Source organism: Streptomyces sp. NPDC088747 (assembly GCF_044751025.1).
Classification (GTDB): domain Bacteria; phylum Actinomycetota; class Actinomycetes; order Streptomycetales; family Streptomycetaceae; genus Streptomyces.
Map to the genome: position 1 here is coordinate 790,058 of NZ_JBIVKZ010000001.1, position 23,957 is coordinate 814,014.

Annotated in this window: 22 protein-coding genes, 1 pseudogene and 1 riboswitch; of the genes and pseudogenes, 9 read left to right on the forward strand and 14 right to left on the reverse strand. The window is 71.5% G+C overall.

Annotation, left to right across the window (positions count from 1 at the left end; all coding sequences use genetic code 11):
* Window positions 1–88 precede the first annotated feature (88 nt).
* Window positions 89–535: an Lrp/AsnC family transcriptional regulator gene (locus tag ACIP79_RS03925; protein ID WP_383686310.1), complete on the forward strand. Its 447-nt coding sequence runs from the start codon at window positions 89–91 to the stop codon at window positions 533–535.
* 13 nt (window positions 536–548) lie between these two features.
* On the opposite strand, the gene ACIP79_RS03930 is transcribed toward ACIP79_RS03925, so the two are convergent.
* The 3 genes from ACIP79_RS03930 to ACIP79_RS03940 form a co-directional block, all read right to left on the reverse strand.
* Window positions 549–3,536 (reverse strand): AAA family ATPase, encoded by a 2,988-nt coding sequence (locus ACIP79_RS03930; protein ID WP_401218892.1) that lies wholly within the window; start codon window positions 3,534–3,536, stop codon window positions 549–551.
* 223 nt (window positions 3,537–3,759) lie between these two features.
* Entirely contained in the window at window positions 3,760–4,923 is a 1,164-nt protein-coding gene (locus tag ACIP79_RS03935; RefSeq protein ID WP_401218895.1) for an exonuclease SbcCD subunit D, read from the reverse strand.
* A gap of 198 nt (window positions 4,924–5,121) precedes the next feature.
* Entirely contained in the window at window positions 5,122–5,748 is a 627-nt protein-coding gene (locus tag ACIP79_RS03940; protein ID WP_401218898.1) for a YigZ family protein, read from the reverse strand.
* A 187-nt stretch (window positions 5,749–5,935) separates the two neighbouring features.
* On the opposite strand from ACIP79_RS03940, the pseudogene ACIP79_RS03945 reads away from it, so the two are divergent.
* Window positions 5,936–7,928: pseudogene (locus ACIP79_RS03945) on the forward strand (amino acid transporter).
* Here the strand turns inward: ACIP79_RS03945 and ACIP79_RS03950 are convergent.
* The 5 genes from ACIP79_RS03950 to ACIP79_RS03970 all read right to left on the reverse strand — a co-directional run bounded on the left by ACIP79_RS03950 (window position 7,925) and on the right by ACIP79_RS03970 (window position 12,242).
* Entirely contained in the window at window positions 7,925–8,470 is a 546-nt protein-coding gene (locus ACIP79_RS03950) for a SixA phosphatase family protein (protein ID WP_401218901.1), read from the reverse strand. The pseudogene ACIP79_RS03945 and the gene ACIP79_RS03950 sit on opposite strands and share 4 nt — an antisense overlap.
* Window positions 8,467–9,147 carry a hypothetical protein gene (locus ACIP79_RS03955; RefSeq protein WP_401218904.1) on the reverse strand — a complete coding sequence of 227 codons (681 nt, stop codon included), beginning with the start codon at window positions 9,145–9,147 and terminating at the stop codon, window positions 8,467–8,469. Before ACIP79_RS03955 ends, ACIP79_RS03950 begins: the two co-directional genes overlap by 4 nt.
* Before the next feature lie 88 nt (window positions 9,148–9,235).
* A complete protein-coding gene (locus ACIP79_RS03960; protein WP_401218906.1) occupies window positions 9,236–10,105 on the reverse strand; it encodes an ABC transporter ATP-binding protein in 870 nt (289 codons plus the stop codon).
* A gap of 89 nt (window positions 10,106–10,194) precedes the next feature.
* Complete coding sequence (locus ACIP79_RS03965) at window positions 10,195–11,223, reverse strand: FecCD family ABC transporter permease (RefSeq protein WP_401218909.1); 1,029 nt, start codon at window positions 11,221–11,223, stop codon at window positions 10,195–10,197.
* Window positions 11,220–12,242: an ABC transporter substrate-binding protein gene (locus ACIP79_RS03970; RefSeq protein WP_401218912.1), complete on the reverse strand. Its 1,023-nt coding sequence runs from the start codon at window positions 12,240–12,242 to the stop codon at window positions 11,220–11,222. Before ACIP79_RS03970 ends, ACIP79_RS03965 begins: the two co-directional genes overlap by 4 nt.
* Before the next feature lie 69 nt (window positions 12,243–12,311).
* Window positions 12,312–12,497, reverse strand: a riboswitch (cobalamin riboswitch).
* Window positions 12,498–12,600: 103 nt separating this feature from the next.
* On the opposite strand from ACIP79_RS03970, the gene ACIP79_RS03975 reads away from it, so the two are divergent.
* Window positions 12,601–12,981 carry a hypothetical protein gene (locus tag ACIP79_RS03975; protein ID WP_401218915.1) on the forward strand — a complete coding sequence of 127 codons (381 nt, stop codon included), beginning with the start codon at window positions 12,601–12,603 and terminating at the stop codon, window positions 12,979–12,981.
* Here ACIP79_RS03975 and ACIP79_RS03980 read toward each other — a convergent pair.
* Together ACIP79_RS03980 and ACIP79_RS03985 are read right to left on the reverse strand one after the other, a co-directional pair.
* The gene (locus ACIP79_RS03980) at window positions 12,971–14,671 is read right to left on the reverse strand and encodes an alpha-amylase family protein (protein WP_401218917.1); all 1,701 of its coding nucleotides are present in this window, start codon (window positions 14,669–14,671) and stop codon (window positions 12,971–12,973) included. The genes ACIP79_RS03975 and ACIP79_RS03980 overlap by 11 nt on opposite strands.
* On the reverse strand, window positions 14,662–15,666 hold the full coding sequence (locus ACIP79_RS03985; protein WP_401218920.1) for a TIGR03885 family FMN-dependent LLM class oxidoreductase: 1,005 nt from the start codon (window positions 15,664–15,666) through the stop codon (window positions 14,662–14,664). Before ACIP79_RS03985 ends, ACIP79_RS03980 begins: the two co-directional genes overlap by 10 nt.
* Before the next feature lie 246 nt (window positions 15,667–15,912).
* Between ACIP79_RS03985 and ACIP79_RS03990 the strand changes: the two genes are divergently transcribed.
* From ACIP79_RS03990 to ppk2, 4 genes are all read left to right on the forward strand, one after another.
* On the forward strand, window positions 15,913–16,320 hold the full coding sequence (locus tag ACIP79_RS03990; protein ID WP_401218923.1) for a CoA-binding protein: 408 nt from the start codon (window positions 15,913–15,915) through the stop codon (window positions 16,318–16,320).
* Between the two features lie 136 nt (window positions 16,321–16,456).
* Complete coding sequence (locus ACIP79_RS03995; protein WP_401218925.1) at window positions 16,457–17,611, forward strand: anion permease; 1,155 nt, start codon at window positions 16,457–16,459, stop codon at window positions 17,609–17,611.
* 18 nt (window positions 17,612–17,629) lie between these two features.
* A complete protein-coding gene (locus ACIP79_RS04000; RefSeq protein WP_383688363.1) occupies window positions 17,630–17,863 on the forward strand; it encodes a hypothetical protein in 234 nt (77 codons plus the stop codon).
* Between the two features lie 98 nt (window positions 17,864–17,961).
* Window positions 17,962–18,852 carry a polyphosphate kinase 2 gene (gene ppk2 / locus ACIP79_RS04005; RefSeq protein WP_401218929.1) on the forward strand — a complete coding sequence of 297 codons (891 nt, stop codon included), beginning with the start codon at window positions 17,962–17,964 and terminating at the stop codon, window positions 18,850–18,852.
* 27 nt (window positions 18,853–18,879) lie between these two features.
* Here the strand turns inward: ppk2 and ACIP79_RS04010 are convergent, their stop codons facing one another.
* Window positions 18,880–19,239, reverse strand: coding sequence for an ArsR/SmtB family transcription factor (locus tag ACIP79_RS04010; RefSeq protein WP_401218932.1), 360 nt, complete (start codon window positions 19,237–19,239; stop codon window positions 18,880–18,882).
* A 271-nt stretch (window positions 19,240–19,510) separates the two neighbouring features.
* Here ACIP79_RS04010 and ACIP79_RS04015 point away from each other — a divergent pair, with 271 nt between their 5' ends.
* A complete protein-coding gene (locus ACIP79_RS04015) occupies window positions 19,511–20,569 on the forward strand; it encodes a cation diffusion facilitator family transporter (RefSeq protein WP_401218935.1) in 1,059 nt (352 codons plus the stop codon).
* 315 nt (window positions 20,570–20,884) lie between these two features.
* Here the strand turns inward: ACIP79_RS04015 and ACIP79_RS04020 are convergent, their stop codons facing one another.
* Window positions 20,885–21,442 carry a YbaK/EbsC family protein gene (locus ACIP79_RS04020; RefSeq protein ID WP_401218938.1) on the reverse strand — a complete coding sequence of 186 codons (558 nt, stop codon included), beginning with the start codon at window positions 21,440–21,442 and terminating at the stop codon, window positions 20,885–20,887.
* A gap of 34 nt (window positions 21,443–21,476) precedes the next feature.
* Window positions 21,477–22,058 (reverse strand): helix-turn-helix domain-containing protein, encoded by a 582-nt coding sequence (locus tag ACIP79_RS04025; RefSeq protein ID WP_383688710.1) that lies wholly within the window; start codon window positions 22,056–22,058, stop codon window positions 21,477–21,479.
* 93 nt (window positions 22,059–22,151) lie between these two features.
* Here ACIP79_RS04025 and ACIP79_RS04030 point away from each other — a divergent pair, with 93 nt between their 5' ends.
* Window positions 22,152–23,009 (forward strand): EamA family transporter, encoded by an 858-nt coding sequence (locus ACIP79_RS04030; RefSeq protein WP_401218941.1) that lies wholly within the window; start codon window positions 22,152–22,154, stop codon window positions 23,007–23,009.
* Window position 23,010: 1 nt separating this feature from the next.
* Here ACIP79_RS04030 and ACIP79_RS04035 read toward each other — a convergent pair whose 3' ends face one another.
* The gene (locus tag ACIP79_RS04035; RefSeq protein ID WP_401218944.1) at window positions 23,011–23,877 is read right to left on the reverse strand and encodes an acyltransferase; all 867 of its coding nucleotides are present in this window, start codon (window positions 23,875–23,877) and stop codon (window positions 23,011–23,013) included.
* Window positions 23,878–23,957 lie beyond the last annotated feature (80 nt).

The following is a 23,957-nucleotide window of genomic DNA, read 5'->3' on the forward strand; positions in this document are numbered from 1 at the left end:
AAATCTACGTCCGGCACTCCCCGCCCTGAAGTAGCGATCCACGGCCTCGGTCTTGATCTACCGGGGATTTCCCTGGTATCTCTCACACATGACCGCTTATTCCCCGGACGCCACCGACTGGCGCATCCTCGATGTCCTCCAGCGTGAGGGCCGGGCCAGTTTCGCCGAGCTGGCCCGTGCCGTCTCCATGTCCGCGAGCGCGGTCACCGAGCGGGTCCGGCGGCTGGAGGAGGCCGGTGTCATCCAGGGGTACGCGGCCGTCGTCGCCCCGGAAAACCTGGGCCTGCCGATCCTCGCGTTCGTACGGCTCAGGTATCCGAACGGCAACTACAAGCCCTTCCACGACCTGGTCGGGGCGACGCCGGAGATTCTGGAGGCGCATCACGTCACGGGCGACGACTGCTTCGTCATCAAGGTCGCCGCGCGCTCGATGAGCCACCTGGAGGAGGTGGCGGGCAAGATCGGCACCCTGGGTTCCGTGACCACCAGCGTCGTCTACTCCTCGCCACTCCCCCGGCGCCCGCTGGGCCACTGAGCGAGTGGTCGGTTCAGTCCTGGTCGCCCCGCTGCCGTACGACCGAACCCGTGCGCCCCTTCACGACCTCCAGCTGGGCGTGGATGCGACGCCGCAGGTCCGCGACATGGCTGACGATGCCGACGCTGCGGTCACGCTCGCGCAGGGAGTCGAGTACGTCGAGGACCTCGTCGAGGGTCTGGTCGTCGAGGCTGCCGAAGCCCTCGTCGATGAAGAGCGTGTCGAGCCGCACTCCGCCCGCCTCGTCCGTGACGACGTCGGCGAGGCCCAGGGCGAGCGCGAGGGAGGCGAAGAACGTCTCACCGCCCGACAGTGTCGCCGTGTCGCGCTCACGGCCGGTCCAGGCGTCCACGACATGCAGTCCCAGCCCGCTGCGGCCACGTCCGGCGCGGTCGTCGGAGTGGACGAGGGTGTACCGCCCGGAGGACATACGCCGCAGCCGTACGGTCGCCGCCGCGGCGACCTGTTCCAGGCGGGCGGCCAGAACGTAGGCCTCCAGACGCATCTTGCGCTCGTTGTCCGCCGAGGTGCCGGCCGCGAGACCCGCCATGCGGGCCACCCGGTCGTACACCTCGCGCAGCGGCGCGAGCCGACGGGCGGAAGAGGTCGCGCGCGCGGACAGCCGGTCGAGCTCTCCGCAGCTGCGGGCCGCCGCGTCCTGCGCGGAAGCGGCGTCCCGCAGCCTGAGGTCGGCGGACTCGGCGGCCCGTTCGGCGCGCTCCAGGTCGGCGGCCGGCTGCCGGGCGGCGGCCACGGTGTCGGTCTCGGCGAGTACGGCCCGTACCGCCGCCTCCTCCGACTGCCAGGCGTCGAGCCGTCGTTGGAGCTCGCGGTGCGCCTCGGCGTCCAGCAACGCGTCGGCGGCGGCCGTCGGCGTGTCGAACCCGGCACGGAAGGCGGCGTCGGCGAGTCTCGCGTCGGCGTCCTTGAGCCGCTGCGCGGTGTCCTCGGCCGCGCGCACCGCGTCGGCGGCCTCGGTGAGCAGCGCGACCTGCCGCTCCAGCTGCGCGGCTCGCACGGACACGCTGCTCGCGGTGCCCCTGGCCCGGTCCAACTCCTCCTCCAGGGAGGCCTTTTCCTTCTCGTTCCGGTCGCGGTACGACACCCGGGCCGCCGCGCGGAGTTCGGCCTGCTGCCGGGCGGCCACCCGTCGTTCGTGTTCAAGTCCGGCCTGCGCGAGGCGCTCACGTGCGGTGTGCAGCCCGGATGCGGTGCGGTGCGCCTCGGCGTGTTCCCGCTCCAACTCCTCGGCCAGCTCGGCGAGTTGCTCGGTCGACGCGTCTCCCGCCTCCGCGCTCGCGGCGGCCAGTGCCTCCCGGACCACGCCGAGCCGTCGTTCGGCCTCGGTGCGCTGGTCGTCCGCCGACTGGTAGGCGGCGAGGGCCTGTTCCTCGGCCTCCCGGTCGACGTGGCCGGCGACCTTCCGTGCGGGGGCCGGGTGTTCGGTGCCCCCGCAGACGGCGCAGGGTTCCCCGTCGACCAGGCCGGCGGCGAGTTCCGCGGCGATGCCCCTGAGCCGCTGTTCCTTCAGGTCGAGCCAGTGGGCGCGGGCGTCCGTCGCACGTTCGCGGCAGGCCAGGGCCTGTTGCTGGGCGTCGTCCGTGTCGCGGGCGAACGTGTCTCGCTGGCGGGCGGCGTTGAGCCGGTTCCGTGCCGGGTCGCGCTGCACCGCGAGCTGTTCGGCGCGGGTCGCGGCCTCCTGCGCCGACTCGACGCGTGCCTCGAAGGCGGCGCGGGTCGTCTCCCAGTCGGCGAGCCAGCTCTCGGCGTCCTGGAGTACGTCCTCGTCGGCGCGCTCCTGCCGGTCCAGATCGGCGCGTTCGGCGGCGAGTTCGGTCAGCCGGCGCTCGGCTCGACGCGCCGACTCCAGGCCACCGAGTTCCTCGGCCGACCTGCGCGCGGCGGACCCGAGTCCGGCGACGCCCGCTCCGGCGAAGGTCTCCGGCAGAGCGGCACGCGCGCGTACCTCGTCGCTGCTCGCGCGCCGGTGCTCGGCCTCGGCGTCGTCGCGCAGGTCGAGGGCGGGAGCAACCGCCTCGGCCTTGCGCCCGCGTTCCATCCGGGCCTGGGCCTCCCGGTGGGCGCCGGCCCGCTCCTCCAGGCGCTCGGCCCGCTCGCGCGCCTCGGCGAACCGGCGCTGCAGCCGGGCCACTTCCCGGACCTCGGACAGTTCCCGGTCCGCCGTGGCCTGCGCCGACTCCGCGGCCGTACGGGCGCAGTGGGCGATGGTGAGCCGTTCGCGGGCGGTGCTGCGGGCGACGGCCGCCGCGCCCAGGATGGCGTCGGCGAGACCGGGGTCTCCGGGCGCGAGGTCGGGAAGCTCCATGGTGTCGCCCGCCGCCTGCTGCATGCGGTGCGCGTCGGCGAGCAACTCCGTGTCCCCGTCGCGCACTTCGGCCTCGGCCGCGCGTCGCCGTTCGGTGAGCCGCTTCTCCACCTCGGCGAACCGGTGGGTGTCGAAGAGGCGTCCGAGCAGCTTGCCGCGCGCCTCCGCGTCCGCCCGCAGGAAACGTGCGAAGTCGCCCTGGGGCAGCAGCACGACCTGGCAGAACTGCTCGCGGCTCATTCCGAGCAGCTGGGTGATCTCCTCGCCGATCTCCTGGTGGGTGCGGCTGAGGTCCTTCCAGGAGCCGGCCGACGCGTCGTACTCGCGCAGCCAGCTCTGCGCCTTCTCCGTCGTGGTGCCCACGCCGCGCCTCTTGGCCCGCTCGAAGGGCGGCTGCCGGGTGATCTCCAACCGGCGCCCGGAGACGGTCAGTTCGAGGGTCACCTCGGTGCGGGTCGCAGGTGTCGCGTGGTCGCTGCGCAGCGAACCGCCCTGCCGGGCGCCCGGCACCGCCCCGTACAGCGCAAAGCAGACCGCGTCGAGCACGGACGTCTTGCCCGCGCCGGTCGGACCGTGCAGCAGGAAGAGCCCGGCCGCCGACAGTTCGTCGAAGTCGACCCGCTGCGCACCCCCGAACGGCCCGAACGCGGTGATGTCCAAACGGTGCAGCCTCATCGGGCGGCTCCTGCACGGGCGGCGGGACGCGCGGTCGTCGGACGGCCCCCGTGCGCACCCGCTGAGGAGTCCGCTCCCGGGATACGCGTCGCCCTCGGGCGATCCCCGTACGAACCCACCCCACAAGCCGGACCCGGCACACGCGTCACCGTCAGACGCACCCCTGCCGAACCCACCCCAAAAGCCGGACCCGAAGAACCCAACACCCCCGGGCGATGTGTCGTCACCGTGCCCCCTCCCGTACGGACTCGTCGGCGCGGACGGCGTCGAACGCGTCGCGCAGTACGGCCTGTTCACGTGGGTCGGGTCCTGCGCCGCGCACGTGGGCGACGAAGTCCTCCGCGATCTGCTGTTCGCCGCGGCCGGCGAGGCGGCGGGCGTAGGAGAGGTCCGGGTCCTCCGGTGCCCGCTCCGGGTCGAAGACGAGGCTGATGGTGTGCGGGAAGCGTTCGGCCAGCCGGGCCATCGGGTCGGCCGGGCGCACCGGGTCGATGAGCGTCGCCTCGACCCACGCATCCTCGTGGCGTGCGAGGCCGGGATCGGCGAGCAGATCCTCAAGTCGGCCCCGGATGCGGGCGAGTGCCCTGGGGACGGGACAGTCGACGCGTTCCGCTCCGAGCAGGCCCTCGGGTCCGAGCTCCACGAGCCACATGCTCTTGCGGTGGTCGGCCTCCGAGAAGGAGTACGCCAGCGGGGAGCCCGAGTAGCGGACGTGCTCGGTGATGGTCTGGCTGCCGTGCACATGTCCGAGCGCGGTGTAGTCGACACCGTCGAAGACCCCGGCGGGCACGGCGGAGACCCCGCCGACGGTGATGTCCCGCTCGCTGTCGCTGGCCAGGCCGCCGGTGACGAAGGCGTGCGCCAGGACCACGGAACGGGTGCCGGGCAGGCGGGTGGCGAGGTCGGCGCGGACCCGGTCCATGGCGGCGGCGAGCACCGTCTCGTGGGCCGCCTTCTCCACCCTGAACTGGTCCTTCACCAGGGCCGGTTCGAGGTAGGGCAGCCCGTAGAAGGCCACGTCGCCGTGCGCGTCGGGGAGCACCACCGGGATGCCGCAGGCCGAGGCCTCGGTCCGCAGGTGGATGCCGGCCCGTCCGATGAGCCCGGCGCCGACCCCGAGCCGGCGAGCGGAGTCGTGGTTACCGGAGATCATCACCGTCGGCACGCCGAGGTCGGCCAGCCGGTGCAGGACGTCGTCGAAGAGTTCGACCGCGGCCAGCGGGGGCACCGCCCGGTCGTACACGTCCCCCGACACGACCACCGCGTCCACCCCGCGCTCCCGCACGGTCGAAACGAGGTGGCCGATGAACTCGGACTGGGCTTCGAGCATGTTCACCCGGTGGAACGCCCGGCCGAGATGCCAGTCGGAGGTGTGCAGCAGTTTCAAGAAGCCGCTCCGACCTGCATGGTTCCCCCTTGGTGCGCCCCTGGACCCGGCGCTGAACAGCACGGGCCCCGCTGTCAGCACCGACCACGCTAGCCGCTGTCAGCACCTGAACCACCACGGATGCCCGCATGCCACCCGCATCCGGCACTGAATTTCCCCGGATGTCCGGATTGGGGCCAGTGATGCCGAACACGCCGGTCACGCTTCCCCGTACGCCTCCCCGCCGAGTTCCAGTCCGGCCGTCCCGGCGGTGGTGTCGGCCAGCCACGACCGGAACGACTCGACGTCGGCGTCGGGCAGCCCGATCTCGATCGTGACCGCCTCGCCGTAGTGGACGGCGCGCACCTCGCGTCCCGTCGAGCGCAGTTCGTTCTGCACCTTGCCTGCGCGCTGGTGGTCGACCGTCACCGTGGCCAGCCGGAACCTCCGTCGGGTGAGGGTCCCCAGCGCGTCCAGCGCCTCGCCCACCGAGCCGCCGTACGCCCGGATCAGCCCGCCCGCGCCGAGCTTGACCCCGCCGTAGTAGCGGGTGACGACGGCGACGACGTACCGCATGTCGCGGCGCAGCAGCATCTGGAGCATGGGAACGCCCGCCGTGCCGCCCGGTTCACCGTCGTCGCTCGCGCGCTGGACGGCGGCGTCGGCTCCGATGACGTACGCGAAGCAGTTGTGGCTGGCGTCGGCGTGCTCCTTGCGGACAGTGGCGATGAAGTCCTGGGCCTCCCGCTCGGTCGCGGCCGGGGCGAGGGCGCACAGGAATCGGGAGCGGTTGACCTCGGTCTCGTGCACGCCCGTGCGGGCCACTGTGCGGTACTTGTCCTGCATCGGGCCAGCGTAGGTGCCCCGCGGCCACATGGAGCACTCCGGTGCCCGTGCGCGACCGCCCCCGGCGAACGTGTGCACAAGTAGGTGGTGGATACTCGCTCGTCGTCGCGCCCGAGAGGGGCGGGCGGGGGGAACAGCTCGACCGACGCCGGATCGCCGGCCCGACCGATCGCAGGGAGATCGCAGCATGACCGGCACTCAGGTGGACAGCCCCGACGCGGACGCGCCCGGCCGTTCCGGGCATCCCTCGGCGGCACCCCGCTGGCGGGCGTGGCTCCTGGAGGGCCTGAGCGAGCGCTCCGCACGGCACCCGGGCCCGCATGCCACGCCGGACGCCGAACAGAAGGGCCACCGATGGTGGCGCGTGATGTGCCTGACCGGCGTCGACTACTTCTCCACGCTCGGCTACCAGCCCGGGATCGCCGCTCTCGCGGCCGGGCTGCTCTCGCCGCTCGCGACGCTCGTACTCATCGCGCTGACCCTGCTCGGCGCGCTGCCGGTGTACCGCCGGGTGGCGCACGAGAGTCCGCACGGCGAGGGGTCGATCGCGATGCTGGAGCGGCTGCTGCCCTGGTGGTCGGGGAAGATCTTCGTCCTCGTGCTGCTCGGGTTCGCCGCCACCGACTTCATGATCACCATCACGCTGTCGGCGGCGGACGCCTCCGCGCACGTGGTGGAGAATCCTTTCGCTCCGCACTGGATGCACGGCGGGAACGTCTGGATCACGCTCGTCCTGGTCGCCGCGCTGGGCGCGGTCTTCCTGAAGGGCTTCAAAGGAGGCCATCGGCATCGCCGTGGTGCTGGTGGGGGCGTATCTGGCGCTCAACGTCGTCGTGCTGGCCACGTCCGCCTGGGAGGTGCTGAGCCACCCGGTCAAGGTCGGCGACTGGACGGACGCGATGACGGCCGAGCACTCCTCACCGCTCGCGATGGTCGGCGTGGCGCTGCTCGTCTTCCCGAAGCTGGCCCTCGGCATGTCCGGCTTCGAGACCGGCGTGGCGGTGATGCCGCAGGTCAGGGGCGATGAGTCGGACACGTTCGAGAAGCCGGCGGGCCGGATCCGCGACACCCGGAAGCTGCTCACCACGGCCGCCGTCATCATGAGCGGCTTCCTGCTGCTGTCCAGCCTGGCCACGACGATCCTGATCCCGCAGAAGGAGTTCGAGAGCGGCGGGTCGGCGAACGGCCGTGCCCTGGCGTATCTCGCGCACGAACATCTCGGCGAGGCCTTCGGGACGGTCTACGACGTCGCGACCATCGCGATCCTCTGGTTCGCCGGCGCCTCCGCGCTCGCCGGGCTGCTCAACCTCGTCCCGCGTTATCTGCCGCGCTACGGCATGGCCCCCGAGTGGACCCGCGCCGTGCGCCCGCTGGTGCTTGTCTTCATGGCGACCGCGGTCTTCATCACGCTGTGGTTCAACGCGAGCGTCGACGACCAGAGCGGGGCCTACGCGACCGGTGTGCTGGTCCTGATGCTGTCCGCGTCCTTCGCGTCCACGGTCGCCGTGCACAAGCGGGGTCACCGGGGGGCGACGGCGGGCTTCGGCGCGATCACCGCGGTGTTCGCGTACACCCTGGTCACCAATGTGATCGAGCGGCCCGACGGCATCAAGATCGCGGGGATCTTCATCCTGGCCATCCTGCTCACCTCGTTCGCCTCCCGGGTGCACCGCGCCTTCGAACTCCGCGCCGCCGCCGTCACGTTCGACGACACGGCCGCCCGCCTCATCGACGAGGCCGCGGCGAGCGGACGCCTCCAGCTGATCGCCAACGAGCCGCAGGAACACAGTTCGCGGGAGTACCGCGCCAAGGAACAGAGTCAGCGCGAGCACACCCGCATCCCCGACGGCCACCCGGTGCTCTTCCTGGAGGTCTTCGTCACCGACTCCTCGGACTTCACCACCGAACTGGCCGTGCACGGCGAGGAGAAGCACGGTGTACGCAGGCTCCGCGTGCGGGGAGCGACGGTGCCCAACACCATCGCGGCCGTCCTGATGCAGTTGCGCGAGCGCACCGGCTCGGTTCCCGACGCGTACTTCAACTGGACCGAGGGCAACCCCCTGAGCCATCTCGTACGGTTCCTCGTCTTCGGCGACGGTGAGGTCGCCCCGGTCACCCGCGAGGTACTCCGCCGCGCCGAACCGGATCCGGAGCGCAGGCCCCGGGTCCACGTCGGCTAGTCCGGCACCCTGCCCCTCGGCACCAGCATGTCGGTCAACAGCGCTGCGCCGGGAGTGAGTTCACCCCAGTCGGCGCCGTACCAGTCGAGGATCGCGACGGCCGAGGTCGGGAACTTCGTCCGTACGTCGTCCAGCGCGTCCCCGAGGCCGTCCCCGGCCAGTTCGAGCACCAGCTCCTCCAGGCCGGGGTTGTGCCCGATCAGCAGCAACGTCCGTACCGCCTCCGGGACTTCACGTACGACCGCCAGCAGCTCCGGCACGTCGGCCCCGTACAGCCGCCCGTCCAGTCGCAACGGCGGCGCGGTGTCCCACTGCGCGGCGGCCAACCCCCCTGTCCGCCGGGCCCGTACAGCGGTGGAGCACAGCGTCAGGTCCGGCAGACAGCGGGCCTCGGCGAGGGCGCGTCCGGCGGCCGGGGCGTCGCGGAGCCCGCGGGGCGCCAGGGGCCGTTCGTGGTCGGCCACGCCGAGGGGCCAGGCGGACTTGGCGTGCCGCAGGACGACGAGCCTGCGCGCCGGGCCGGCTTCGGCGCGCGCGATCACAGCACCGACCCGATCTCACGGGTGAGTTCGAGCCCGAGGAGGCGGTCCGCGTAGGCGTACGTCTCGAAGCGGGCGCCGTACGGCACCTCCTCGTCGCTCTCCAGACGTCGCAGCACGTCGAGTACGGCGGGCACGTCGAGGTCGTCCTCCCACGCGGCCCGCAGTTCCTGCTTCACGGCTTCGGGGACGGGCTTGGACGGACGGGTGGCCCAGGTGGCGACCGCCGTCCGCCAGCGTGCGAGGGTCTCGCGGGCGCCGTCGAGGTCGGCGGCGTCGAGGTCGACGGGTTCGTGGCGCGGGGTCGCGAGCAGGAGCAGACGCAGCAGTGCCGGATCGGCCGTGCCGGTGACCGGGGCGACCTCGACCCGGATGCCCTCCGTGACGGTGTCGCCCGGCGCGAGGACGTGGAGGGCCGGTCCCGGGCCCGCCGTCCCCGCGTCGGCGCGGCGGATGCCGAGCGCGTCGGCGCGCGCCCGCAGGTCGGCGGGTGGGTCGGCCGCGGTGAGGGCGGGGGTCCCGCCGAGTTCCAGGGCCCGGGCCAGGACGTCGGCGACCAGCAGCACCCGCAGTGCGGAGGTGTCGGCCCCCGCCGGATGGGCCTGGACGCGGACCGGGCCGCGTCGGGCGCGGACGGCGTCGGTGGACTCGCCTGTTCGGACATCGGTGATACGCAGCACGGGGTGAGCGTAGGCGGGTGGGCGGCCGGGCGCAGGGTGGTGGGCCCGATCCGGACAGCACCGGGGCATCCGGCGGCGCGCAACACCTTCAACCGACCGTCCCCAAGTACCGCACGTGCGGCCGTCCTTCGGGCCCGGAGCCGGTCACGGCGGCCCGCACCCCGTACACCTCGGCGATCAGCTCCTCGGTGAGTACCTCGCGCGGGTCGCCGCACGCCACGACGCGGCCCTCGCGCAGGACGACGAGCCGGTCGCAGTACATCGCGGCGAGGTTGAGGTCGTGCAGGGCGACCACGGTGGTGACCGGGAGGCCGGTGATCAGGGTGAGCAGGTCGAGTTGGTGCTGGATGTCGAGGTGGTTGGTCGGCTCGTCCAGGAGGAGTTCGCGCGGTTCCTGGGCCAGCGCGCGGGCTATCTGCACCCGCTGGCGTTCGCCGCCCGACAGGGTGTGCCAGGACTGGTGGGCGCGATCGGCCAGCCCCGTACGTTCCAGGGCCGCGCGCACGGCGGCCTCGTCGTCCGCCGAGGCGGGGGTCCAGGCGCGGCGGTGCGGGGTGCGGCCGAGCCGTACGACGTCGAGGACCGTCAACTCGACCTGGGTGTCGCTCTGTTGCTCGACCACAGCCACGCGTTGGGCGAGGTCCCGGCGGTGCAGTCCGGCGAGGGGTTCGCCGTCGAGGGTGACGACGCCCGAGGCCGGGGTGAGCACGCCGGAGAGCAGGCGCAGGAGGGTGGACTTGCCGGAGCCGTTGGGGCCGAGGAGTCCGACGGTGGATCCGGGCTCCGGGGTCAGGCTGACGCCGTCGAGGATGAGCCGGCCGCCGGCCGCGCGGGTGACGCGGTCGGCGCACAGTCCCTCGTGGCCCTGCCGCCCGTCGGCCGTCACGTCACCGGTGATGGCCTCGGCGGTCGTCTCGTTGCCGGGCATGCCTTCGCCGGTCGTCTCATTGCCGGGCATGCCCTCGCCGGGCGTCCCGGTCTGCCCTTTAACGGCCGTCCCAGGCGTCCCTTTGCCGGTCGTCTGGCTGCCGGTCGTCCCTCTGCCGGTCATCCGGCCGCCCTCCCCGAGGTGGTCTTCGACCGGTAGAGCACCAGCACGAACACCGGTACGCCGATGAGCGAGGTCACGACGCCCACCGGCACCTCCTGCGGGTCGAGAACGGTACGGGCGAGTGTGTCCACCCACACCAGGAACACCGCTCCGGCGAGCGCGGACACCGGCAGCAGCCGGGCGTGGCCCGGTCCCACCAGCGCGCGGGCCGCGTGCGGCAGGACCAGGCCGACGAAGCCGATCGCGCCCGAGGAGCTGACCAGCGCGGCGGTGAGCAGCGCCGTGACGCTCAGCAGCACCAGCCGGGTGCGCGCGACGGAGACCCCGAGGGAGGCCGCCGCGTCCTGCCCGAAGGCGAAGGCGTCGAGCGTCCGGGCGTACCCCAGACAGACCACGAGCGCGAGGACGAGAACCCCGAAGCCGACCCACACGTCCGTCCAGTCGGCGCCGCTGAGCGAGCCGAGCAGCCAGAACAGCACGCCGCGGGTCGTCTCGGCGTCGGCCGCCGTCATCACGACGAAGGAGGTGAGCGCGGAGAAGAGCTGCATGGCGGCGACGCCCGCGAGGACCACGCGGTCGGTCGTGCCGCCGAGCGTGTGGCTGAGCAGGAGTACGAGCGCGAAGGACAGGACGGCGCCCACGAAGGCGCCGGCGGACACCGACACGACGCCGCCGCCGACTCCCAGCACGACCACGGCGACCGCGCCAGTCGACGCCCCGGAGGACACCCCCAGCACGAACGGATCGGCGAGCGGATTGCGCAGCAGCGACTGCATCACCACGCCGCAGACGGCGAGTCCGGCCCCGCAGACGGCGGCGAGCAGCGTGCGCGGCAGCCTGAGCTGCCACACGATCCCGTCCCTGATCGGTGAGAGCCCCGTACTCCCCCAGCCGAGATGGGCTCCGACCGTCGCCCAGACGTCGCCGACCCGTATCTCGGCGGGCCCGATGGTGATCGCGACGGCGACGGAGACGCAGAGCGCGGCGGCTCCGGCGGTCCCGAGCAGCAGTCCTCTGACGCTCACCCGGCGAGCCCGAACTCCCGCAGGCCCGCGGCGACCTGTTCCACGCCCTCGACGGTGCGGATGGTCGGGTTCATGGCCTGTCCGCTGAGCAGGACGTACCGCTTGTGCCTGACGGCGGACATGTTCCTGGTGACCGGGTCGGACTCCAGGAACTCGATCTTCTTCGCGGCGGACTCGGCGGTCTGCGACTTGCGCGTCAGATCGCCGATCACGAGGACGTCGGGGTCACGGTCGGCGACGGTCTCCCAGTTGATCTGGGGCCATTCGTCGTGGGTGTCGTCGAAGACGTTGTGCGCGCCGAGGGTGCGGGTGATGGCGCCGGGGGCGCCGCAACAGCCCGCCATGTAGGGCGACTCGGCGTTGGCGAACCAGTACAGGAGGGTGACGTCGGAGGCGTCGATCCCGGCCGTGGCGGTCTTCACCCGCTTCTTGAGCGAGGTGACGAGCTTCTCACCGCGCTCTCGCACCCCGAACACCCGGGCGAGGTCGCGCACTTCGCCGTAGACGGTGTCCATCGTGAGCGGCTGTTTCCGTGAGCCGTCCCCGTCACCGGAGTTGTCCTTGCCGGCGCAGTCGGAGGGCGAGACGTACGTCGGTACGCCGAGCTTCTCGAACTGCTCGCGTGTCGCCACCCCGCCCTTGCCGAGCGTGGAGACGAAGGAGGCGGCGACGAAGTCGGGTTCGGCGTCCAGGACGCGTTCGAAGGAGGGGTTGTTGTCGGAGATCCGCTCGACCTCGGCGTTCTGCTTCTCCAGCCCCTTCAGCACGGGGTCGGTCCAGGTGGCGGTCCCCACCATCCGGTCGGCGAGTCCGAGCGAGAGCATGATCTCGGTGGTCCCCTGGTTGAGGGAGACCGCGCGCCGCGGCGGCGCGTCGACGCGTACCGCCTGCCCGCAGTTGTCGAGGGTGACGGCGGAACCGGCTTCCGTCGTGGCGGACGAACCGGATCCGCAGCCGGTCAGGAGCAGCGCCCCCGAGGACAGCAGGGCGGCATGGCGGGCAAGGCGTGCGAAAGGCACGGAAGGCGATCCCTTGGCGTCGAGGGCTCAAGCGCGGAGCCCGGTCGTACGGAGTTCCCCCGCGCTCTGAGGACCGCGGAGGCCGCCAGCAGGTCTTCGGACTCGGGATCACCCGGACGAGGCGCCTTCCCGGACCTCACGCGGTCCAGTGGCCGATGCCCCGCCCGTCACCCTCACCGCTGCGCGTCAGTTCCGGATTCGCACCGGATTCCCTGACCCACGTACATGGGTTCGACTGGCCTCGGCAAGCTATCACGGGGCGCGAAGCCGACGACCGGGCGGCCTCGACCTCTGCCTTTTCCCGGACCCGGCCACGCACTCCACCGCCGCCGAGTCGCACTCGACGGCGGTGGTAGTGGTGGTCGGTCCGGCATCGGTGGTGGGTCCGACGGCGGTGGTCGGTCCGACGGCGGTGGTCGGTTCGACGGCGGTGAGGGGTTCGACGCGGGTGATCGGGCCGACCACGGTGATCGGTTCGACGCCCGTGATCGACCCGACGCCGGTGGTCGGTTCGACGCCGGTGATCGGTTCGACGCCGGTGATCGGTTCGACGCCCGTGATCGACCCGACGCCGGTGGTCGGTTCGACGCCGGTGATCGGTTCGACGCCCGTGATCGGTTCGACGCCCGTGATCGGTTCGACGCCCGTGCTCGACCCGACACCCGTAGTCGGGCCGACGGCTCCCGAGGTTCGCCGTGCCGTCGGCCCGTCCGGCGGTGAAGGTGTTGTCAGCCGGTAGCCACCCTTTCCGGGTCGTCCGCGGTGGTGCCGACGCGCAGCCACCGGTATCCGTAGGCGGGGAGTTCGACGGGGAGCAGACCGTCGTCGGGCACCGTCAGTCCGGCGTGGCCGTCGTCGAGGAGATCCGTCAGCTTGCCGCCGGGGCCCGCCTCGGGCAGCCGCAGCCGTGCGGTGACCTGCCTTCCCGAGAAGTTGTGCAGGGCCAGCACCGCCCCGTCGCCGGTGCGGCTGACGTGGGCCAGCACGGAGCGCTCCCCCGTGTCCGCCAAGTGGTATTCGCCCCAAGCCAGTTCGGGCGCCTCCCGGTAGCGCTCGACGAACAGCCGGATGCGGCTCAGCAGCGAAGCGGGATCGCGGCTCTGCTCGTACACGTTGACCTTCCGGGGCCCGAACGCCCCTTCAACCATCGGGTTGGGGAAGGCCGTCGGATCGGCGGTGGAGAACCCCGCGCCCTCCTCCGGGGTCCACTGCATGGGCGTACGTACGGCCTGCCTGCCCTCGGCGGCCAGGTTCTCGCCCATGCCGATCTCCTCGCCGTAGAACAGCACGGGGGTGCCCGGCAGGGTGAAGAGCAGGCTGTAGGCGAGCTCGACGCGGCGCCGGTCGCCGCCGACCATCGGGGGCAGCCTGCGGCGCAGCCCACGGTCGTACAGCTGCATCTCCTTGTCCGGTCCGAAGGACGCGAAGACCTCGGCGCGTTCGTCCTCGCTCAGTTTGTCGAGGGTGAGTTCGTCGTGGTTGCGCACGAAGGTGGCCCAGTGGGCGTCCCGGGGAGCGGCCGGGCGCTCCCGCAGCGCGGCGGCCAGCGGTCCCGCGTCCTCGCGCGCCATCGACAGGTACATCTGCTGCATTCCGACGAAGTCGAAGCACATGGTGAGCTCGTCACCGCGGTCCGAGCCGGGGTCGCCGAAGAAGCGGGCGAGGTCTCCGTAGGGCAGGTTGACCTCGCCGAGCAGCACCGACTCGCCGTTGCGGCGGCCCAGGAAGGCACGCAGGTCGGCGAGGTAGTCGTGCGGGTCCGGCAGACCGCCGGCGTCGTCCTGCCCGTCCGTCTCCAGCAGGAAGGGCACGGCGTCGACCCGGAAACCCGACAGCCCGAGCTCCGTCCAGAAGCCCATGACGCGGGCTATCTCGTCGCGCACCTCCGGGTTGGCGACGTTCAGGTCGGGCTGCTGCTTGTAGAACCGGTGCAGGTAGTACTGGCCGCTGCCCTCGTCGTACTCCCACAGGCTGTCCTCCACGTCGGGGAAGACCACGCCCTCGGGACCGTCCTTGGGGGGCTCGTCCTGCCAGACGTACCAGTCGCGGTAGGTGGAGTCCCGGCTGGAGCGGGCGTCGCGGAACCAGGGGTGTTCCTCGGAGGTGTGGTTGACGACGAGGTCGGCGATCACGCGGATGCCGCGGTCCTTGGCGGTGCGGACGAACTCGGTGAAGTCGCCGAGGGTGCCGAGGCGGGGGTCGACACCGTAGAAGTCGGTGATGTCGTATCCGTCGTCGCGTTCGCGCGTCGGATAGAAGGGCATCAGCCACACGCATGTCACGCCGAGCCGCACCAGATGGTCGATGCGCTGGGTGAGCCCCTTGAAGTCGCCGATCCCGTCACCGTTCCCGTCCTGGTACGTCTCGACGTCCAGGCAGTACACCACCGCGTTCTTCCACCACAGGTCGGACGTACGGGTCAGACGCATCGGTACTCCTTGGCCGTGGCGGGAAGCGGGGTGGTGACATCGAGCCGGGGCAGCACCTCGGCGCCGAACGTGTCGATGAACGAGGCTTGTTCACGGCCCACGTGATGGAGCATCACCGAGTCGAAACCGAGGTCGGCGTACTCCTGCAGCCAGGCGGCGTGCCGGCCGAGGTCGGAGGAGACGTTGACCGTGCCCGCCACCTGTTCGGGCGTGACGTGCTCGCTGACGATGTCGAACAGTTCGGCGGTGTCCAGGTCCCAACTGACCGGCGGCGAGTGCACGTTGGTGCGCCACTGGTCGTGTGCCAGGGCGAGGGCCTGGTCCTCGTCGGGTGCCCAGCTCAGGTGCACCTGGAGGTGCAGCGGCCCACGGCCGCCCGCGTCGCGGTACGCGTCGGCGATCTCACGCAGTCGTTCCAGCGGGGCGTTGACCGTGATCAAGCCGTCGGCCCACTCGGCGCACCAGGCCGCGGTGGCCGTGCTGCAGGCGGCCCCGATGAGCGGCGGTGTGGCGGGCGGCAGGGTCCACAGCCGGGCCCGGTCCACGGTGACCAGCCCGTCGTGGCTGACCTCCTCCCCGGCCAGCAGCGCGCGGATGACGTCGACGCATTCCCGCAGGCGTGCGTTGCGGATGTCCTTGCGGGGCCAACGCGCCCCCGTGATGTGCTCGTTGGAGGCCTCGCCGCTGCCGAGCGCCACCCAGAACCTGCCCGGATACATGGACGCCAGGCTGCCGACCGCCTGGGCGATGACCGCGGGGTGATAGCGCTGGCCCGGCGCGTTCACCACGCCGAACGGCATCCGCTCGGTGGCCTGGAGCGCGGCGCCGAGCCACGACCAGGCGAATCCGGACTCCCCCTGACGGACGCTCCACGGAGAGAAGTGGTCGGAGCACATGGCGGCGGTGAATCCGGCGTGTTCGGCCTGGACCACGGCGTCGAGCAGATCCGCGGGCGGGATCTGCTCGTGCGAGGCGTGCAATCCATAGACAGTCATGCCGCCGCGAGTACCCCCACGACGGACCCTCATCGAAAAACCGGGCCGGAAGAGCAAGAAACCCCGCGAAAGCCGTGCGCCCGTACGCTGATCACCGGCCGGAAAGGCCGGCGGCCGAGCGGCGGACGCGGGGAATCGGCTCCCTGTGCCCGCTGTTGTCAGAGACGACAGCCCTCACACCTGTCTGACGGCAGCCCTCACATCTGTCTGACGGTAGCCCTCACACCCATCTCCAGGAGGCCGAGCGTGTACGGCGACTCAGCATCGATCAACAAGATCCTCACCGAACTCGGCGACACCTGGGCGGTCGTGGGCCTGTCGTCGAACCGGCGGCGCGCCGCCTACGGGGTCGCGGAGGTGCTCCAGCGCTTCGGGAAGCGCGTCGTGCCCGTGCACCCCAAGGCCGAGACGGTCCACGGCGAACAGGGGTACGCCTCCCTGGAGGACATCCCCTTCGAGGTCGACGTCGTCGACGTGTTCGTCAACAGCGACCTCGCGGGCGCCGTCGCCGACGCAGCCGTCCGCATCGGCGCCAAGGGGGTCTGGTTCCAGCTGGACGTCATCGACGAGGCGGCGTACGACCGGACGCGCGCCGCGGGCCTCGACATGGTCATGGACCGCTGCCCCGCGATCGAGATCCCGCGCCTGGGCTGACCGGCCCGGCCGACGCGGACAGCAGAGAGCAGGGGGCAGGGAGCAGGCAGCGGACAAACGTTCAGCTTTACTCGCCCTTGCACGGCCTTTACCCTCGGTTATCCGCGTGTACAGGAGCGATTGCTTCCATCGAGGAATGGACCACATCACGTTCCTCGTGGCGGTCGTCATCGTCACGGCGCTGGCATTCGATTTCACCAACGGCTTCCATGACACCGCGAACGCGATGGCGACGTCCATCGCCACCGGAGCGCTCGCACCGAGAACAGCGGTCCTCATCAGCGGAGTACTGAACGTCGTCGGGGCCTTCCTGTCCACCGAGGTCGCCAAGACCATCTCGGGCGGCATCGTCGACGACTCGCTGGTCACACCAGGGATGATCTTCGCCGGGCTGGTCGGGGCGATCCTGTGGAACCTGATGACCTGGCTCGTCGGGCTTCCCTCCAGTTCCTCGCACGCCCTGTTCGGCGGACTGATCGGAGCGGTGTGGGTCGGTGCGGGCGAGCACGGCGTGCACTTCGACATGGTCGTCGAGAAGATCCTCATCCCGGCCGTGGCCTCGCCCCTGGTGGCGGGCATCGCCGCGCTGATGGCCACCTACCTCGCCTACAGGATCACGGCCCGGTCCCGCGAGAAGTCGGTGACCAAGGGCTTCCGGCTCGGTCAGATCGCCTCGGCCTCCCTTGTCTCGCTGGCCCACGGCACCAACGACGCCCAGAAGACGATGGGCGTGATCACGCTGACCCTGATCTCGGCGGGGGCCCTCGGCCACGACGCCGGCCCCCCGGTGTGGGTGATCGCGTCGGCCGGGCTCGCCATCGGGCTCGGCACCTACCTGGGCGGCTGGCGGATCATCCGCACCATGGGCAAGGGCCTGACCGACATCCAGTCGCCCCAGGGCTTCGCGGCCGAGGCGGCCTCCACGACCGTGATCCTCACCTCCGCCCACCTCGGTTTCGCGCTCTCCACCACCCAGGTCTGCTCGGGCGGCATCCTCGGCGCCGGACTGGGCAGGCGGCTGGCTGAGGTCCGCTGGGGCACCGCAGGCCGGATGGTGATCGCCTGGCTGGTCACGCTGCCCGCCGCCGCGCTGGTCGGCGGGGTCTCCGCGAGCGTGGTGACCCACGGCGGCACCTTCGGCACCGTGGTGATCGCGCTCGTCGCCCTGGCCGTCGCCACGGTCATCGTGATCGCCTCGCGCCGCAATCCGGTGAGCGCCCACAACGTCAACGACGGCCACGAGGTCACCATCCGCGGCACGACGCCGAACGATGTCGGCGCCGCCGCCTAACCACGGGGAGTTCTGGACATGAATCTCGACTGGAGCGCACTCGGCGAGGTCGCCGCGGTGAGCACCGGCGTCACCGTCGGCGTGGTCGTCGTCTTCGCCCTCGGCGTGCTGGGCCTCGCCAGGGTCGAGTCCGCGCGCGAAGCTGGCGGCGGCACGGACACCCTGGGGTTCGCCCAGGCCGGGCTCTGTTTCCTGGCCTGCGCGGCCGTGGTGGCGTACGGAATCTATCTGATCGTGCCGCAGTTCCACTGAGGCACGACACTGAGAGCTGGGCGCCGGAATCTGCACCGATACCGATACCGATACCGATACCGATCACTGACGACGCACCGGGAGAAGGGAAGGCTGACATGACGCCACTGATGGCGGGGATGCGGGTCGACTACAGCGACCACGACGACCCCGTGCTGATCCGCCCTGACGGTACCCCGGTCGACACCTGGCGGGAGAACTATCCGTACCCGCAGCGTATGGAGCGCAAGGAGTACGACTGGCACAAGCGCCTCCAGCAGATAGAACTGCTGAAGCTGCAGAGCTGGATAAAGGAGACCGGACGCCGGCTCGTGGTCGTCTTCGAGGGACGCGACGCGGCCGGCAAGGGCGGCACGATCAAACGGTTCACCGAGCATCTCAACCCGCGGGGTGCCCGCGTCGTGGCCCTGGAGAAGCCGACCGAGCGCGAGCGCGGACAGTGGTACTTCCAGCGTTACGTGGAGCATCTGCCGACCGCGGGCGAGATAGTGCTGTTCGACCGGTCCTGGTACAACCGCGCCGGGGTCGAGCGGGTCATGGGCTTCTGCAGTGACGACGAGTACCGGCGCTTCATGCGGCAGGCGCCCGCGTTCGAGCGGATGCTCGTGGACGACGGCGTGGACCTGATCAAGTTCTGGTTCTCGGTCTCGCAGGGCGAACAGCGCACCCGTTTCACCATCCGCCAGGTCGATCCCGTACGGCAGTGGAAGCTGAGCCCCATGGACCTGGCGTCGCTGGACCGCTGGGACGACTACACCGCCGCCAAGGTCGCCGTGTTCCGCGAGACGGACACCGAGCAGGCGCCCTGGACCGTGGTGAAGAGCAACGACAAGAAGCGGGCCCGCGTCGAGGCGATGCGCAGTGTCCTCGCCCGTTTCGACTACACCGGCAAGGACGAGGAGGTCGTCGGCAGCCCGGACCCGAGCGTCGTGGGCGCGGCAGCGAACCTCCTGGAGGAGGGCGAGGACGACACGGCCCACGTGTTCTGACCCGCGTGCCGAGCGGCCGCCGCGCGCTCAGTCGTGCGCCGGCCGGTCGTTGAGCCGGTGGTCGGCGAGGTTCAGTGCCTCGTCGACCACCCGGCGCAGATGGCCGTCGCCGAGTGAGTAGATCACTCGGCGTCCCTCTTTCCGGGTGCTCACGAGACCGGCCAGCCGGAGCCGGGCCAGGTGCTGGCTGACCGCCGGGCGGGCGGCCCCGCACGCCTCCGTGAGCGTGCTGACGTCGGCTTCTCCGCCGCTCAGGGCGTGCAGTAGAGCGAGGCGCGTGCGATCTCCCAGCAGGGCGAGGAGTTCCGCCGCGAGTGCGAACTGTTCCTCGTCAGGGGTGTGCGGGTGCGCATCATGCGCAGGTGACAGGTGCATGCGTGCGCTCATACGCACATAATGGCCGAGTGGACGGTGCCGCGTCCACTCCGCGCACCGGAGAGGGACCCACGTGAGCGACGAGCACTCCCCCGACCACGGCCGCCCCCACGGCCACGATCACGATCACGATCACGATCACGGTCACGGTCACGGTCACGGTCACGGTCACGGTCACCCGCATGGTCAGGGTTACGACCGGCCGCATGGCAAGAGTTACGACGGGCCACACAGTCGGGGGCACGACGGGCCGCACGGCCATGGTCACGACCGGCCGCACGGCGTGGATCACGGTCATGAGCAGACGTACGGGCCCGAGGAACCGGGTGGTCATGATCACGCCCTCGATCGCGCCCCGACCCCCTCCCACCGACTGCGTCATCTCCTCACCCCGCACTCGCACGAGACCGCCGACAAGCTCGACCCGGCTCTGGAGTCGTCGGCCAAGGGCATGCGCGCGCTGTGGATCTCTCTCCTCGTCCTCGGAGCCACCGCCCTGGCACAGGCGGTCGTCGTCGTGCTCTCGGGGTCGGTCGCGCTGCTCGGCGACACGGTGCACAACGCGGCCGACGCGCTCACCGCCGTGCCGCTCGGGATCGCCTTCGTGCTGGGCCGCCGCGCGGCGACCCGGCGCTTCACCTACGGCTACGGCCGGGCGGAGGACCTCGCGGGCATCGTGATCGTGCTGACGATCGCCGCGTCCGCCGCCTTCACGGCCTGGACGGCGTTCGACCGGCTGCTCAACCCCCGCCCGCTGCACCACATCCCGGTCGTCGCCGTCGCCGCGGTCATCGGCTTCCTCGGCAACGAGTGGGTCGCCCGTCACCGCATCCGGGTCGGCCGCGAGATCGGCTCCGCCGCGCTGGTCGCGGACGGACTCCATGCCCGTACGGACGGATTCACCTCACTCGCCGTACTGGTGGGAGCGGGTGGCGCGGCCCTCGGTTGGCAACTCGCGGACCCGCTGGTGGGGTTGGCGATCACCGCGGCGATCCTGCTGGTGCTGCGCGACGCCGCGCGCGAGGTGTTCCGGCGTGTGATGGACGCGGTGGACCCGGCGATGGTCGACCGGGCCGAGGAGGCGCTGCGGCGGGTTCCGGGGGTGCGCGGGGTGGGTGAGCTGCGGCTGCGCTGGATCGGGCACCGGCTGCGCGCCGAGGTGGCGGTCGTGGTCGACGGCGAGGTGAGCGTGCGCAGGGCCCACGACATCGCCGTCGAGGCCGAACACGCTCTGCTGCACGCCGTTCCCAGGCTCACCGCGGCCCTGGTCCACGCCGATCCGACTCCGGCACCGGGCGAGACGGATGCCCACGTGGCCCTGGCCCATCACACGGCCGCGTGACGCACCGCGCGGACCTGGCAGGCACAACCCCGGCGCCTGACTGCCGCCAACCGGCCCCGAAAGCACCGAACTTGGGGTCTGCCCGACCAACCGACCACCAGCCCCCGAACCCTCCCCGGCGAACCGGCCGCGTACCCCGGCGCCCGAACGCCGTCAGGCGGAACCAGCCACGCGACGCACAAGCCCGTCGCCCGACCACCGCCAATCCGACCGCGAGAGCCGCCACCAGCTTGGAGCCCGCCCGGTCAACCGACCACGAAACGCACGAGCCCTCGAGCCTGACCGGCGGCCCGACCCCGCCCCGCCGGAACGCCGTCAGGCGAGCCCGAGTCCCTCCAGCACCACCGCGTTCGGCAGTTCGGCGAACAACTCACCCGGTACCAGCAGTTTCCCGCGGCGACGGCCGCTTCCCACCAGGACGTAGGGCAGGGCGACGACAGCGGGGTCCACCAACACCGGCCAGTCGGCGGGGAGTCCGATGGGCGTGATGCCGCCGTACTCCATTCCGGTCTCGCCGGTGGCGATGTCCGTCGGCGCGAACGAGGCCTTGCGGGAGCCGAGTTGGCGGCGGACCGCGCCGTTGACGTCGACACGGGTCGCGGAGAGGACCACACAGGCGGCGAGCGTGGTCTCGCCGCCGCGCTTGCCCGCGACGACCACGCAGTTGGCGGACTGGTCGAGCAGTTCCTTGCCGTAGTGCTCGACGAAGGTCGCGGTGTCGGCCCACTCGGGGTCGGTGTCGACGTAGACGATCCGGTCGACGGGGTAGTCACCGCTCCAGTCGCGTACGGCGTCGGCGACCGGGCCGGTGAGGTCGCCGAGGCACTCGGGAGCGGGCGTGGCGTGGTCGAAGTCTCCGATGGGTGCGCGCATGACCGCACGCTAACAGCCGCGCGTGAGCCTCCGGTCAGGCGTCCCGGTGCACACCCGGCACCGACACGGTCATGATCATCTCTACCGGCACGTCACCGTCGTTCCCGTACGTGTGCGGGGTGTTGGCCTCGAAGGAGGCGCTGGCGCCGGCCGGCACGACGTGTTCGGCGCCGTCGACCGTCAGGGTCAGCTCACCGGCGGTGACGTGGATGAGTTCGACCGTGCCGGTGGGGTGCGGGTCGGAAGGGCTGCCCTCGCCGGGCATCAGCCGCCAGTCCCACATCTCCAGCGGTCCCGGCGCCTCCGTACCGGCGAGCAGCCGGTTGTAGCTGCCCGCGTCGGTGTGCCAGAGCCGGACGGCCTGGTCGGCCGGGACGATCCGGACCGTGGGGCCCTGCTCGTAGTCGAGGAGGGTCGTGATGCTGATGCCGAGCGCGTCACCGATCTTGACGACCGTGCCGAGGCTGGGGTTGGTCCTGGCCTGCTCGATCTGGATGAGCATGCCGCGGCTGACCCCGGCGCGGGCGGCGAGCGTGTCCAGGGTGAAGCCGCGCTCGGTGCGCCAGCGCTTGACGTTGCGCGCCAGGGACTGGGTCAGCAGGTCGAGGTCCGACACATTCCGTCCAATATTTTGAATGACAGAGTTCAATTCACTGAACTATGGTGTGGTGCACCAAATCGTTCACCAAACTGTACTGCGAGGCGTCTCATGACAGCACTCTTCGCCCTGGCCACGAGCCTCCTGTGGGGCCTGGCCGACTTCGGCGGAGGCCTGCTGACCCGGCGTATGTCCGCCCTCGTGGTGGTCGTCGCCTCGCAGACCATCGCCGCCACCGTCCTGGGCACGGTCGTGCTCGCCACCGGCGCATGGACCGAGGCCGGCCCGCGGCTGTGGTTCGCGGTGGCGGCGGGCCTGGTCGGTCCGGTAGCGATGCTCTCCTTCTACAAGGCGCTGGCGCTCGGCCCGATGGGGGTCGTCTCGCCGCTCGGTTCGCTGGGCGTGGCCGTTCCGGTCGGTGTGGGCGTCGTGCTGGGAGAGCGTCCGGGGCTGGTCCAGTTCGCGGGCATCGCGGTCGCCGTCATCGGGGTGGTTCTCGCGGGCGGGCCGCAGTTCAAGGGGGCCGCCGTCCAGCGTCAGGCGGTCCTGCTCACCCTCCTCGCCGCCTTCGGCTTCGGCGCGGTCATGTCGCTGATCGCCGAGGCCTCGACGAACCTCACCGGCCTCTTCCTCGCCCTCTTCGTCCAGCGTGTCACCAACGTGGTGGCGGGCGGCACGGCGCTCCGCCTCTCGGTGAGGCACGGCGCCAGAGCCCTCCCCGCGGGCGGATTCACCTGGGGTCTGCTCCCCGCACTGGCCTTCGTCGGCCTCGCCGACGTCGCCGCGAACGGCACGTACTCCCTCGCCGCCCAGCACGGCCCGGTCACCGTCGCCGCCGTCCTCGCCTCGCTGTATCCGGTGGTCACGGCCCTGGCCGCGCGCGGCATGCTCAGCGAACAGCTCCGCGGCATCCAGGCGGCGGGCGCGGGCCTCGCCCTGATCGGCACGGTCCTGCTCGCGACAGGCTGAGTCAGCTTTCGGCGCGTACGTCCCCGGCCGCGCCCCGCGTCTCCAGGCCCAGCTCCGCCAGACCCGCCGCGGACGCCTTGTCCAGCTCCGCCAAGCCCGCCGCCTCGGCCTCCTCGTCCAGCTCCGCCAGACGCGCCGCCGACTCCTCGTCGAGCCCCGACAGCGCGGACAGCTGCTCCGAGGTCACTCCGTCGGGGATCGGCACCGGTGCCGGCGTCCGCAGCGGCGGCTGCCACCCGCTCACCGCGTCCCAGCGCCGTACGACCCGCGCGGGCGCCCCCGCCACCACGGCATGGTCCGGCACCTCACCTCGTACCACCGCGTGGGCCGCCACCACCACGTTCCGCCCGATCCGCGCCCCCGGCAGGATCACCGCCCCGGTCCCGATCCAGCAGCCGGAGCCGATCTCCACCGGTTCCATCCGCGGCCACTGCTTCCCGATGGGCACCGTCGGGTCGTCGTAGGAGTGGTTGGTGGACGTGACGTAGACGTACGGGCCGAAGTAGCAGTCGCTGCCGATGGTGACCGTCGTGTCCGCGATGACATGGCTGCCGCGGCCGAGCACGACGCCGTCGCCGACGCGCAGGATCGGGTCGGGTCCGAGGTCGAGGTCGGGCATCAACCCGGCCGTCAGCGTGACCTGTTCGCCGACGATGCAGTGGGAGCCGAGGTGGATCCAGGGCTCGCCGAACACGGTGCCCAGCGGGAAGGCCAGTCTGGTACCTGTTCCCATCGCGCCGAAGCGGAACCGCCCGGGGTGTTCGGCGGTGACGGCGCCCGTGCGCTGCACCCAGGCCCAGCCCGCGTGGACGACGCGCTGCGCGAGGCGGCGCCGCCATGATGAGAACGTGTTCTTGCTCGTGGGCACCCGCTCACGGTACTCAGCGCGCGGTGCGCCGATGAGGCCGTACGCCTGTGATCTTCGCCCCACCCCGGCGCACACCGATG

Bases quoted from the DNA above. Each gene is read 5' to 3' on its own strand.
- ACIP79_RS03925 (WP_383686310.1), top strand. From the start codon at position 89: ATGACCGCTTATTCCCCGGACGCCACCGACTGGCGCATCCTCGATGTC.
- ACIP79_RS03930 (WP_401218892.1), bottom strand. From the start codon at position 3,536: ATGAGGCTGCACCGTTTGGACATCACCGCGTTCGGGCCGTTCGGGGGT.
- ACIP79_RS03940 (WP_401218898.1), bottom strand. From the start codon at position 5,748: ATGCAGGACAAGTACCGCACAGTGGCCCGCACGGGCGTGCACGAGACC.
- ACIP79_RS03960 (WP_401218906.1), bottom strand. From the start codon at position 10,105: ATGCCCGGCAATGAGACGACCGGCGAAGGCATGCCCGGCAACGAGACG.
- ACIP79_RS03980 (WP_401218917.1), bottom strand. From the start codon at position 14,671: ATGCGTCTGACCCGTACGTCCGACCTGTGGTGGAAGAACGCGGTGGTG.
- ACIP79_RS03985 (WP_401218920.1), bottom strand. From the start codon at position 15,666: ATGACTGTCTATGGATTGCACGCCTCGCACGAGCAGATCCCGCCCGCG.
- ACIP79_RS03995 (WP_401218925.1), top strand. From the start codon at position 16,457: ATGGACCACATCACGTTCCTCGTGGCGGTCGTCATCGTCACGGCGCTG.
- ACIP79_RS04000 (WP_383688363.1), top strand. From the start codon at position 17,630: ATGAATCTCGACTGGAGCGCACTCGGCGAGGTCGCCGCGGTGAGCACC.
- ppk2 (WP_401218929.1), top strand. From the start codon at position 17,962: ATGACGCCACTGATGGCGGGGATGCGGGTCGACTACAGCGACCACGAC.
- ACIP79_RS04010 (WP_401218932.1), bottom strand. From the start codon at position 19,239: ATGAGCGCACGCATGCACCTGTCACCTGCGCATGATGCGCACCCGCAC.
- ACIP79_RS04020 (WP_401218938.1), bottom strand. From the start codon at position 21,442: ATGCGCGCACCCATCGGAGACTTCGACCACGCCACGCCCGCTCCCGAG.
- ACIP79_RS04030 (WP_401218941.1), top strand. From the start codon at position 22,152: ATGACAGCACTCTTCGCCCTGGCCACGAGCCTCCTGTGGGGCCTGGCC.